The sequence below is a fragment of the Thalassotalea sp. ND16A genome (assembly GCF_000764205.1).
Taxonomy (GTDB): domain Bacteria; phylum Pseudomonadota; class Gammaproteobacteria; order Enterobacterales; family Alteromonadaceae; genus Thalassotalea_A.
Map to the genome: position 1 here is coordinate 20,021 of NZ_JQDZ01000012.1, position 11,810 is coordinate 31,830.

Genomic DNA, 11,810 nt, shown 5'->3' on the forward strand with positions numbered 1-11,810 from the left:
CTTTTTTCCGATTTTCTGCGGTAACAGAGTTTATGCCATCCGTGGCAATTCTAAGTTAATCAATCCATGAATTAAATCAAAGGTCAATAGCGGGCTATTAACCATTGTTTTGCCTTGAAAATTGAAGCATTGATTGACGGTAAAGTATCAATATTATTAGTCTTCGGCGATTGCGGCAATTAAGTCTAACGATGGAGCGAAGAAGGCTGCGCCAGTCTCTGCCTGAGTATATTTCAATAAATGATCAAAGTTACCATGGCCGTCACCGGCAATCATACTTTTTAGCTGTAATTCAAAATTTTCTGGGGTATGACAGTAGGCGACAAAAAATAACCCCTGAATTTTCATATGTCCATAGGGCATGCTTTGACGTACGATCTCAAGCGATTTGCCATCGCTGTCTTTTAAATTTGTGCGTTTGATATGGGCGGTTAATGGCTTATCCTCAGACGCATATTCAATGTCATCACGTTTGGTACGGCCAATAATGTCTTCTTGCTGCTTCTCTTTTAAGGTTTGCCACAGGGGTAAGTTATGCTTATAGCGTTGAATGTGTAGATAACTGCCTTTGGCAAATTCCGCTTGCTCAGTATCACTCACTAAAGCCACTTCACGTTTATGCATGCCTTTCGGATTTTCACTGCCATCGACAAAACCGGTTAGATCACGACCGTCTAAATAGCGAAAACCTTTTACCTGCTCTACTAACTCCACTGCATCATTGAGCAACTCACAGACATTGATACTCACCACATGATTGACATCGGCTCTGTCACTGCGAATTTCGATAAACAGATCATAATTGTTTGCCGGCGCGTACCTGTCTTCCACTTGCAAGTGGCTAAAAGGTTTTAACCCTTGTGGCTTTGCTTGCGGATAATATTCGTGCCAATAATTAGCCCCGATAGCGATCACTGCATTTAAATTGGACTCAGAAAATTGATCCGCATAATCTTCAAATAAAGCCGGTAATGCCGCTAAAGCTTTACGAATAAAATTATTTTTATTATCCAATACATTAAACATTAAATAATAGCTGTGTAGGTTTGGCTCGGCACAAATACCAAATTGCTCTCTGGCCATAAAAACTCGCTGATCGCTTCGAATAGGGAATAATATTTTAAGTATATGAGTTTATTTGATTTTACAAAAGGAGAATTTTAGGTTTTGGGAAATGAAAAATGAAGTACATGGTACTGAATTAGAAAGCAGAGTGACCCTGCTTAAGTGGATCGCTTGGTAATTAGAGTACGTCAAAGTTACTTGGGGTTAACAAATATAAATGCTGAACTCAATCATGACCGGCAGGTCAGTGCCACAATAAGAAGTAGAGACAAAGCGCCGTCATCCCACCGTGCTTTTGGGTGGGATCTCCTAAATTCAAAATGAGCCTTTAATAAAGCCACCCTTTAACTGGAGGGGGTTCCGCACAACAACATTGCGGAATGACGGTGCTTTATTTCTAATATTGAGTTTTTAAGTGATGGCGGCAACGGTGAACAGCCGTTTGTCATGCCAGCGTAGCATCGTGAGATCGCCACCCCATACACAGCCGGTATCGAGCGCGTATACATTGGAGTTTGTCACCTTGCCATCCAAACTGGCCCAATGGCCAAACACCCATTTACATCTGGTTAATTGCGTGGAGAGCTCATACCAGGGGGTTAAATTTCGATCTTGGTTATCTTCTGGCGAATACTTGTTAGTAAAATCAAGAGCGCCGGTGCCGGTGATACAAAAGCGCATGCGAGTCAGGGCATTAACGCTGAATCGAAACTGTTGCTCTTCGGTGGTTGCCAACGACCATGAATTTGGTTCATTGCCATACATTAAAGTTAGCCAGTGATCACGATTATCAGATGAAATCCGTTGTTGCACAAAGCTTGATTGTTGCAATGCTTGTTGCGCAGTCCATTGCGGTGACAATCCGGCATGGCTCATAAAAGCATTTTCGTTGGGTAATTGCACCACTAAAGGTTGTTGCGCAAGCCAGTCCATCAACTCATCGAGATCTGGTGCATTAAGCAGATCATCTAACCGGTCATTTTTTTTCACGGGTTTGATGCCAGCATGAACAGCAAGCAAGTGCAGATCGTGATTGCCTAATACGACCACGGCGCTATCACCTAAGTCTTTTATTAGCCTGATGGTCGCTAAAGAGTCTGGGCCGCGAGCGATTAAATCACCGGTAAACCATAATTGATCACAGCTTGTATCAAAATTAACTTTCGCCATCAACTGGCACAACTCTTGGTGACAGCCCTGAATGTCTCCGACCAGATAAATTGCCATGCGCTTAGTTGAGGATATTGGGAACAGAAAGGCCAAAAACCGGAATTTCGACTTTATGTTGATTGCCCTGCAAATCTTTCATGGTGTAAAAGCCTTCCATGGTGCCAATGGGGGTTTTTAAGATAGAGCCACTGGAATAGCGATAACGTTGACCACTTTGTAGCACCGGTTGCTGGCCGACAACGCCGTCACCTTCAACCGATACCTTGTTGCCATCGGCGTCGGTAATAAGCCAGCTGCGGGAGATTAATTGCATGGTTTTATCACTATTATTTTCAATAGTAATGGTGTAACTGAAGACAAACCTGTCTTGATATTGATCCGATTGCTCTTCAATAAAGTCAACCTGAGTCGAGACCTTCACTAGCTGTCCAGGGTTTGCCTGTGTTGTTTCCATCAATTACACCTTAGCACTTAATAAATTTATAACGCTGGCGGGTTATCCGTCAGATAGTTTGCCACATCAATATAATCACGCAAACTCAAATTTTCTGGTCTCAGCCCCGGGTTAATCCCCAGTTCTTGCAATTGTTCGACACTGATCAGTTTTTTGAAACTATTTCGAATGGTTTTACGACGTTGATTAAATGCTTCACGGGTGACTCGCTCAAGCCACTTAACATCTTTAGCCGGATATGTAATTTCTTTATGTGGTATCAATCGCACTATGGCGCTGTCTACTTTTGGTGGCGGTTGAAACGCTTCAGGACCGATTTCCATCACCGGCATTACCTGACAAAAATATTGGCTCATAATCGATAAGCGGCCATATGCCTTGCAGTCTGGACCTGCCGCCATTCGATTTACCACTTCTTTTTGCAACATAAAATGCATGTCTTTGATGCAATCTTTAAAAGACAATAAATGAAAAATTAATGGCGTTGAAATATTATAGGGCAGATTGCCAAACACTCTTAATTGTTTTTCTGTTGCCAGGCTGGAAAAGTCAAACTTCAGGGCATCGGTTTCATGAATGGTTAAATGTTTGGCGATGAAAGGGTGGTGTCGCAATCGGTGCGCCAGATCTCGGTCAAGCTCAACCACAGATATGTCACCAGCACGTTCAATAACAGGTTCGGTTAAGGCGCCAAGGCCAGGACCAATTTCTACCAGATTTTCGCCTGCACTCGGGTCGATAGCATCAACAATGCGGCTGATCACCGCATCGTCGTGTAAAAAATTTTGCCCAAAGCGTTTTTTCGCGGTATGACCTAAATGATTTTTATTACTCATTGATGATGTTGTACCAATTCAATTGCGTGATTTATAGCAGCTCTAAAACTGCCGCTGTCGGCTTTCGTCGTGCCGGCTAATTCAATTGCCGTGCCGTGATCTACTGAAGTTCTGATGAAGGGCAAACCTAAGGTAATATTCACTGCTGCGCCGAAGCCTTTGTACTTTAATACCGGCAGGCCTTGATCATGATACATCGCCAGTACTGCATCGGCATCGCTCAGGTATTTCTCCTGAAATATGGTATCGGCAGGCAACGGCCCGGTGATGTGCATGCCTTCGTTGCGTAGCGATTCCAATGCCGGGATAATGATTTCAATTTCTTCACGGCCCAAATGCCCATCTTCACCAGCATGCGGGTTTAAACCACAGACGTAAATTTTAGGCTGTTTAATACCAAACTTTTCTTTTAGATCTTTGTTTAGTATACGAGTGATTTTTTGAATCCGCTCATAAGTTATCGCTTTTGCTACATAGGCAAGCGGAATGTGGGTCGTCATCAATGACACGCGCAAGCCTTCGGTTGCCAACATCATAACCACATCGTTACAATTCGCTTGTTGGGCAAAGTATTCGGTATGACCACTAAATGGAATACCGGCCTGGTTAATTAAGCCTTTATGAACCGGACCGGTGACGATGGCCTGAAATTCACTATTCATATTGTGTTCACAGGCCAGCTTTAGGGTTTCTACGACGTAAGCACCGTTATTGGCATTTAATACCCCAGGTTCACAAGGCTCCACTAGATCTACCGGCAGCACTTTAATATGGCCAGCCTTATGAGGTTTCGCTTCTGCTGTTGTATCGTAAATCGTTACCTTAAGCTCCAAACCCAGCTTCTGCGCCCGTTCGGCTAATAATTGTGGATCAGCAATCGCAACAATTTGCACCGGCCAGTCTTGCTGTGCCAACTGAATTAAAAGATCAGGACCAACGCCGGCGGGTTCACCGGGAGTAATGGCAATTTTATAAACCATTTGGCTTAACCTTCTTCATCAAGAACTTCAATGTAGGCTTCATCACGCGTCTCTTTCATCCAACGAATGGCCTCAACACCAAATTTACGATTGAAAATAAGGTTGTAAGCACGATTTGAGTTGTTTTGTTCGGTAGCATCTTGAATTCTACGACCGGTAAGCTGAACCAAGTGCCAACCAAATGATGAACGGAACGGCTTGTGGTACTCATCAACTTCTAATGTTGCCAAGGCTTTTGTAAATACTGGATCGTAGCCGGTAGGGTCTGCCCAACCCAAATCACCACCACGACTTGCGGTAGGGCCATCTGAATGTTCACGGGCTAAGGCATCAAAGTCTGCTTCGCCAGCTGCTAATTGCGTTAAGAAGTCTTTCAGGATTTGTTCTGCTTTTTCTTCCGATAAGATAATCGATGGTTCAATCAAAATATGACGAGATTTTACTTCGCTAATTTCAACTTTTTCTTTGCCGCGAATATCAAGGATTTTAATGATGTTAAAGCCTAAACCAGTACGAACCGGACCAAACACCGAGCCACTCTCTTGACCATCAACCAATTCGGCAAATAATGTTGGCATTTCATTGATCCCGCGCCAGCCTAAATCACCGCCTTCAAGCGCGGTTGGTGCACCGGATGAAGCAATGGCAATTTTTTTAAAGTCGGAGCCCGAGTTTAATAACTCAATCACTTTATCGGCACGTTGTTTCGCATCGACCAAATCTTCCTGAGTGGGATCATCAGGAAAACTGATCAAAATGTGGCCCATATTGTATTCCACATCCGCGTTAGTTTGCTGCTTCATTAAATCGACTAAATTGCTCACTTCTTGCGGCGTAATGGCAACACGGCGACGGACACTGCCGCGACGTACTTCACTGGTGATCATTTCAATCCGTATGCCTTCACGGTAGCGTTCGTAATTAATGCCATCCGCTACCAGTTTTTGACGAAATTGCTCAGTGCTCATGTCGGCGTTTTCTTTGGCAATTGAGGCAATAGCACCATCAAGTTGGGCATCACTGATTTGCACCCCCATGCGCTCACCCATTTGTAATAACAAGCTGTCATTGATGAGTTTTTCCATGGCCTGGGTGCGCAAGGCCTTATCTGAAGGCAAGCTTTGCTTTTCAAGCAATGCTTGTTTTTTGACACTACCGACCAGTTCATTAACGTCTGATTCGAGTACGACACCCGAATTTACGATCGCGACAACTTTGTCCAGTTCTTTTTCTTTTGCATTAACAGGTGTTGATAAAGCAACAGCGCTAAGGGCTAAGCCTGAAATGATAAAGGCAAATCTAATTATTGTTTTCATTGAATAAAATCTACGGTTAATTACTTTGAATATATTTAATTTTTAAATCGTTTTGTTACTAATTACTTAGAAAATATGGCCGTTTATAACCAAATATGCCTGATTCTAACATATCATCAACACCAAGTGGTTTTTGTTTTCCACCTAATCCTTTCAGCACGAACTGTAACATAAAACCATTATCAAATTCATCGCGTGTGTCTTGCGCAAGTGCATTGAGATCTCCCTGATTCAGTTCATCGTCATCTAAGTTGGTATTCATACTTCGGTGCACAGCAAAACGTACGGCCCAACAACAACTCTCGTATTGTAAGCCTGCGTAAGCCTCTAACGAACGCTTTCTGATTAAATCATGCGTTACCCGACCGACAAATTGCCAGTCTTTATTGATTGGAAAACTTGCCAGGGCCGACGCTTGCTCGATGCCAACATCAGAGATGTTGCGTATGTATCTATGACTTAACTGAAATACATTAAGAGCATCCTTTCGATAATCGATGCTCACTTGACTTCGATCCGTTACACTTTGCTTAGTATCGTACTGAATGTCGGTTTGTAATTGCCAGCGTTTTGCTAACTGGACAAATAAATCTCCTGCCACTGCCGAAGCATTTTCGTCTTCGCCATCTTCGTTAAAGCTAAGATTAGCTTCATCTAAGTAGAATATACGACCTAAGCTTAAACGGAAAAGTTCCGTATTATTACTATTTAATATTCGCGTGGTGGCACCCACCGATACTTGATTAGCTTGCGCTATTCTATCTAAACCACTAAAGCGCTTATCCCGAAACAAGCCATAAAAGTCATCTTGCAAAGCCGAAGTATCGTAAATATAGATATCGTCCTGATTTTTCTCGGGAACGTATAAATACTGAACTTGTGGTTCAAACGTTTGTATTTTTTCTTCTAAAAATAGTGTTGTTGGCCGATCAAAATTAAGGCCCGTATGTATCCTCACTTTCGGCAAGGTACGTTTTACCTCTTGTTCAAGGTTCAAGTTCAGGGTTTGGCTAATTTGATCAATATTATCTTGCTGATAAATAGTGTGCATAATGCGTAGATCGGAATTAATAAACCAGCCGGGTTTTGAAAAGGGAATGTTAAGCCCGGTTTCTAGGTGCAGTCGATCAGCCGTGGGTAGAGTCGGGTCTGAAATATCAAAATGAGAATACTCACCATAGACATTAAGGGTTGAATTTAAAAATCCTAACGGCTGATAAAGCTCGGCTTCCAGCTGCGGTAAGGTTGAATAACTTTCACTGTTTTGCCCTAAAACTTTAAAGTCTTGTACTTTAATCGAGCTGTGCCAGTTCGTACTAAAGTAAGATAACTCGCCAACCTGCAATAAATAGGCATCATTTTTGCTGAATTGATCACTGCCGATATCCACCAGGTAGTTATCATCGCTGATATCTCCATAATCCACATGCACTCGATAATTTTCACTAAACGTGCCGGCGTGTTGCACTCGGGTTAGATAACGCGCGTCATCATTATTGGCTAACTCATCATCACTATCTAAATAATCAAAATTAATCTGCGTATTTAGCTGGCCGGTCAAGTGTCGAAATTCGGTTTTAAGCTGGGTGCCTCGTTTTGACATATGATAAGGCGTGATGGTGGCATCCATATTCTCGCTGATGTTCAAATAAAAGGGCAGGCCGAGTTTAAAGCCTGACTTACTCGAGGTAGATATTTGCGGGTAGAGAAAACCGGTTTTGCGTTGATCCGATAATGGAAAACTAAAATAGGGCAAATAGAAAACCGGCACATCTTTTACCCTAAATACGCTATTCCAGGCTTCGCCGTTATCTTCTTCGCGGTTTAAGTTGATTTCACTGGCAAAAATTTGCCAGTCCGGTACTACATCGGTGCAGGTAGTAAAATTGGCGTCTTTTAACCTTACCCCTTGTTCACTTATCGCCAGTATACCGGCACTGCCTTTACCAGGGGCGCCATTAAGTTGATAGTTGGAATTGGTTAGCACCACCGTGTTATCTACTGAGTTACCTTTCAGGCTTTCGGCCTCAACAGTCAATGAATTATTTTGAAAGCGGGTATGCCCGGAAGCTTTTATCTGGCCATTTTTTCTATCAATCAATATTTCATCGGCAGCTATCTTTTTATCCCCGGCTGCAAGCTTTACCGCACCACTAAATCGAGCGGATTGATTTTTTTCGACATAAGAGTTTTTTGACTCTATTGAAATCATTTGCTCATCTAACAGTTCCGGGTTGGTTAACACAATAGGCTCTGGCAGCGGAACTGGGCACTCAACGTAGGGAACTAGTGTTTGTGGTTCTGCTGCGGCCATAGCAGTACTGCTAAAGCAAAAACTAATGATAAAAAGTGATTTACGGGAAAGTGGCATGCATAGTCCGAGTTATAAAATGCTGCTAATACCTGTGTTGGTTATCATTTTAAATGCTTACAGGTAATATTATTTATTTTTTTAATTTGCTGAGAATTAATATTCGTTAAATTCAGCCATATAGCAAATACTGGTCTGCATAAGATTTATCCAGACCAGTATAATAGTTTATCATAGCTTTTCTTTAAGCATCATAATAATTTGTTTCTATATATACCCGACGCCATTGAAAGTACTCTGAAACCTAGATTTTGAATTATGACCAGTATAGGACCAATAAATTCAACCTTTGCTAGAAATTTTATGTTTTTGGCGAATAACAATTTTCATTAATTCGCTATTTGGTTATATTGAGCAGTCTAAACCAAAACCTTTGTGGAATTATTCTTGTCATCTTTGCTTAGAAAACAACAGCTGGAACAGTGGCTGCAGCAACTGTTTGTTGATCAAGCTATTTATCTTCAGCCATTAACTGGTGATGCCGGTTTTCGAATTTATTACCGCTTGCAGTTGGTTGAGCAAAACTTCATTGTGGTTGATAGCCCGGTGGATAAAATCAATAATCTGGCGTTCGTTGGCTTGGCCCATGGTTTTGCCAGGCAAAACATCCAGGTGCCCGAAATTATCCATTATGATCAAGCAAACGGCTTTATCTGTATTACCGATTTTGGCGATACCTTGTTAAGCCATAAGCTCAACCCCGAGACTATGCCTACTTTATATCAACAAGCCATTGCCCTGCTGCCGAATATACAAAAAGTGCAGCCCGGCAAAGGCTGCAGCTTAGCTGAATATGATCAACCATTTTTGCAAATGGAACTGGATATCTTTTCTGACTGGCTGCTGCAAAGACACTTACATATTCAGTTATCAAAGCATGAGCAGCAACAACTGCAACAATGCTTTGATCTGCTAATCAGCAGTGCTATTGAACAACCGCAAGTGACAGTTCATCGTGACTTCCACAGTCGAAATATTATGTTCGGCAATGACGGAGAGTTAGCCGTTATCGATTTTCAGGATGCCGTTATCGGCCCGTTTACCTATGATTTGGTATCACTATTACGCGATTGTTATGTGCGTTGGGATGATGAACTGATTGCGCCATTACTGAATTTTTATGTTGAGCAAATTCAGCAACAAAGCTCGTTAACAATCGATGGTGAGCAGTTTCAGCGCTGGTTCGATTTAATGGGTTTACAACGTCATATCAAAGCCAGTGGCATTTTTGCGCGTTTGTATCATCGCGATGCTAAACCCGGGTATTTGAATGACATCCCGTTAACCTTGTCTTACATTGTCGACATTGCGGCCAAATATCCAGAATTAATGTTCTTATCGGATTTAGTGAAACACAAAGTGTTACCCGGTTTGGCGAAACTGGCTGAACGACAGCAAGCGGGAGCGTTGCAATGAAAGCGATGATTTTGGCGGCAGGGCGGGGCGAGCGGATGAAACCACTTACCGACAGGTGTCCGAAGCCATTATTAAAGGTTGCCGGCAGGTCGTTAATTGAACATCATTTACATCGATTAAAAGCGGCAGGCATTACCGACATCGTCATTAATCATGCCTGGCTGGGTGAACAAATTGAGCAGTTTTTTGCTGATGGCAAACGCTTTGGCGTGAACATTCAATACAGTGCCGAGAACGATGGCGCGTTAGAAACCGCCGGTGGCATTGTCAAAGCGCTGCCTTTACTGGGTGATGAACCATTTTTAGTGGTCAATGGTGATATTTATTGTCAGTACCCATTTACCCGGTTACCGGTATTACAGCAAGGGGAACTTGCGCACTTATTGTTGGTCGAAAATCCGCAGCACAACCCCAATGGCGATTTCGCTCTGGTTGATAATCGGTTAAGATCGGCTAAAGCGCTGAACAATAAATATACCTATTCCGGCATCGGAGTGTATTCACCGAAATTATTTTCCGGTCTTAGTGTTGAAAAAGCGCCATTAGCGCCCATTTTAGTAAACGCGATGACAGATAACAAAATATCAGGATCTTTGTATCACGGCTTATGGAGTGATATAGGGACACCACAACGACTAGCACAAATAAATGCACTTATAGTAGGCAAGTAATGAGAATTTGGGGAAAGGTTTTTGGTTTTGCGCTCGGCTTTATGGCCGGTCGATTTATTGGCGCAATTTTTGGCTTATGGTTAGGCCACCAATTTGATAAAGGGTTGAGTATGGACTTCAACTCTTTTAATAAACAAAATGAAAATGAACGGCAAAATGCCTTTTTTAAGGCGACGTTTGCGGTGATGGGTAACATTACCAAAGCCAGTGGTCGCGTCAGCGAGGATGAAATTGCTTTTGCCAGCGGCGCAATGAAGCGTTGGGGCTTGAATAAAGAGACCACCCAAATTGCCCAAAATGCATTTGTCGAAGGCAAAAAAGAGTTTTTTGATTTAAGTGCGCAGTTAAGACAGTTAAAAAGTGCCTGTTTTGGCCGCCATGATCTGCTGCAAATGTTTATCGAAATCCAAATTCAGGCCGCGTTTGCCGATGGTGACTTGCACCCGGAAGAACGGAAAATTTTACATAAAATAGCCAAAAGTCTTGGTGTTTCGGCGCAACAATTGGATGCCTTACTCGATCGCATTGTTGCCGGAGAGCAGTTTCATCAACAGGGGCATGCGCATTCGCCACAGCAGGCCAAACAACATTTACACAATGCTTATCGAGTATTAGGGGTGGATGCCAATACTGAACAAAAGGAAGTGAAAAAAGCATACCGCAAGTTAATGTCGCAACATCATCCTGATAAGTTGGTTGCCAAAGGTTTACCGCCAGAATTAATGGAAGATGCCAAACAAAAAGCGCAAGACATACAAGCGGCATACGAGCTGATCAGTAACCAAAGCTAACCTGAAATGAGGATAAGCAGTACTCATCGTCCAGAATTCAGGTTAAGTAAACTGAACTCAGGTTAATTAAACGAACGGACAATCCACGGTAAATTCAATTTTCTCGCCGCTCACCGGGTGGAAAATTGCGTAATATTGAGAGTGCAGTTGCAAACGGTTACTCATGCTGATCGCTTCACCTGTCGCATACAGTCGATCACCAAGGATGGGCGTGTCGAGCGATAACATATGCACCCGCAACTGATGGGAACGTCCGGTTATCGGCTTGAGCTCAACCAGAGTGGTCTTCTCATCTTCACTCAATACCTTGTATTGTGTGATCGCCTGTTTACCCCGCTCATAACACACCATTTGTTTTGGCCGATTGGGCCAGTCACATATCAGTGGCAAATTGATTTCCCCGGTTTTTTCCGGCAAGTGTCCATAGATTCTGGCGATATAATACTTTTCGGTTTGTCGTTGCTGAAATTGACGACTAATGGCGACATGGCTGGGTTTGTTCAAGGCCATGATGATAATGCCGGAGGTTGCCATGTCTAAACGATGCACTATGGTCGCCGTTGGCAACACCCGGTTTACCCGGGTTTGTAAGCAATCCTGATGTTCAGGCAAGCGCCCGGTAACCGTTAATAATTCGCTCGGTTTATTTAACACCACGATGTCTTCATCGAGATAGATAATATCAAGATACGGATCCATTGGCGGTTTGTAGACAAAATCAGGATTGGCACTCATAAACT

Annotated in this window: 11 protein-coding genes; 3 read left to right on the top strand and 8 right to left on the bottom strand. The window is 42.8% G+C overall.

Going from position 1 to position 11,810, the window contains the following annotated elements; genetic code table 11:
- Window positions 1-156 precede the first annotated feature (156 nt).
- The 7 genes from ND16A_RS16585 to lptD form a co-directional block, all read right to left on the bottom strand.
- The gene (locus ND16A_RS16585; RefSeq protein ID WP_033076097.1) at window positions 157-1,083 is read right to left on the bottom strand and encodes a Dyp-type peroxidase; all 927 of its coding nucleotides are present in this window, start codon (window positions 1,081-1,083) and stop codon (window positions 157-159) included.
- A gap of 393 nt (window positions 1,084-1,476) precedes the next feature.
- Window positions 1,477-2,292: a symmetrical bis(5'-nucleosyl)-tetraphosphatase gene (locus ND16A_RS16580; protein WP_033076098.1), complete on the bottom strand. Its 816-nt coding sequence runs from the start codon at window positions 2,290-2,292 to the stop codon at window positions 1,477-1,479.
- Window positions 2,293-2,296: 4 nt separating this feature from the next.
- A complete protein-coding gene (gene apaG / locus ND16A_RS16575) occupies window positions 2,297-2,689 on the bottom strand; it encodes a Co2+/Mg2+ efflux protein ApaG (RefSeq protein WP_033076099.1) in 393 nt (130 codons plus the stop codon).
- Window positions 2,690-2,715: 26 nt separating this feature from the next.
- Window positions 2,716-3,525, bottom strand: coding sequence for a 16S rRNA (adenine(1518)-N(6)/adenine(1519)-N(6))-dimethyltransferase RsmA (gene rsmA, locus ND16A_RS16570; RefSeq protein WP_033076100.1), 810 nt, complete (start codon window positions 3,523-3,525; stop codon window positions 2,716-2,718).
- Entirely contained in the window at window positions 3,522-4,505 is a 984-nt protein-coding gene (pdxA, locus tag ND16A_RS16565) for a 4-hydroxythreonine-4-phosphate dehydrogenase PdxA (protein WP_033076101.1), read from the bottom strand. The genes rsmA and pdxA overlap by 4 nt, the downstream gene beginning before the upstream one ends.
- Window positions 4,506-4,510: 5 nt before the next feature.
- Window positions 4,511-5,821, bottom strand: coding sequence for a peptidylprolyl isomerase SurA (gene surA / locus ND16A_RS16560; protein WP_033076102.1), 1,311 nt, complete (start codon window positions 5,819-5,821; stop codon window positions 4,511-4,513).
- A 58-nt stretch (window positions 5,822-5,879) separates the two neighbouring features.
- A complete protein-coding gene (gene lptD, locus ND16A_RS16555; RefSeq protein ID WP_052072814.1) occupies window positions 5,880-8,135 on the bottom strand; it encodes an LPS assembly protein LptD in 2,256 nt (751 codons plus the stop codon).
- Between the two features lie 444 nt (window positions 8,136-8,579).
- Between lptD and ND16A_RS16550 the strand changes: the two genes are divergently transcribed.
- Genes ND16A_RS16550 through djlA form a run of 3 tightly spaced genes read left to right on the top strand, consistent with a single transcriptional unit; the run spans window position 8,580 to window position 11,070 of the window.
- Window positions 8,580-9,608 carry an aminoglycoside phosphotransferase family protein gene (locus tag ND16A_RS16550; protein ID WP_052072815.1) on the top strand — a complete coding sequence of 343 codons (1,029 nt, stop codon included), beginning with the start codon at window positions 8,580-8,582 and terminating at the stop codon, window positions 9,606-9,608.
- Window positions 9,605-10,279 carry an N-acetylmuramate alpha-1-phosphate uridylyltransferase MurU gene (gene murU / locus ND16A_RS16545; RefSeq protein ID WP_033076104.1) on the top strand — a complete coding sequence of 225 codons (675 nt, stop codon included), beginning with the start codon at window positions 9,605-9,607 and terminating at the stop codon, window positions 10,277-10,279. Before ND16A_RS16550 ends, murU begins: the two co-directional genes overlap by 4 nt.
- Complete coding sequence (djlA, locus tag ND16A_RS16540) at window positions 10,279-11,070, top strand: co-chaperone DjlA (RefSeq protein WP_033076105.1); 792 nt, start codon at window positions 10,279-10,281, stop codon at window positions 11,068-11,070. The genes murU and djlA overlap by 1 nt, the downstream gene beginning before the upstream one ends.
- Before the next feature lie 66 nt (window positions 11,071-11,136).
- On the opposite strand, the gene ND16A_RS16535 is transcribed toward djlA, so the two are convergent.
- A complete protein-coding gene (locus ND16A_RS16535; protein ID WP_033076106.1) occupies window positions 11,137-11,805 on the bottom strand; it encodes a pseudouridine synthase in 669 nt (222 codons plus the stop codon).
- Window positions 11,806-11,810 lie beyond the last annotated feature (5 nt).

Coding starts and splice junctions, on each gene's coding strand:
- djlA (WP_033076105.1), top strand. CDS start 10,279: ATGAGAATTTGGGGAAAGGTTTTTGGTTTTGCGCTCGGCTTTATGGCC.
- surA (WP_033076102.1), bottom strand. CDS start 5,821: ATGAAAACAATAATTAGATTTGCCTTTATCATTTCAGGCTTAGCCCTT.
- lptD (WP_052072814.1), bottom strand. CDS start 8,135: ATGGCCGCAGCAGAACCACAAACACTAGTTCCCTACGTTGAGTGCCCA.
- ND16A_RS16580 (WP_033076098.1), bottom strand. CDS start 2,292: ATGGCAATTTATCTGGTCGGAGACATTCAGGGCTGTCACCAAGAGTTG.
- murU (WP_033076104.1), top strand. CDS start 9,605: ATGAAAGCGATGATTTTGGCGGCAGGGCGGGGCGAGCGGATGAAACCA.
- ND16A_RS16535 (WP_033076106.1), bottom strand. CDS start 11,805: ATGAGTGCCAATCCTGATTTTGTCTACAAACCGCCAATGGATCCGTAT.
- ND16A_RS16585 (WP_033076097.1), bottom strand. CDS start 1,083: ATGGCCAGAGAGCAATTTGGTATTTGTGCCGAGCCAAACCTACACAGC.
- apaG (WP_033076099.1), bottom strand. CDS start 2,689: ATGGAAACAACACAGGCAAACCCTGGACAGCTAGTGAAGGTCTCGACT.
- rsmA (WP_033076100.1), bottom strand. CDS start 3,525: ATGAGTAATAAAAATCATTTAGGTCATACCGCGAAAAAACGCTTTGGG.
- pdxA (WP_033076101.1), bottom strand. CDS start 4,505: ATGGTTTATAAAATTGCCATTACTCCCGGTGAACCCGCCGGCGTTGGT.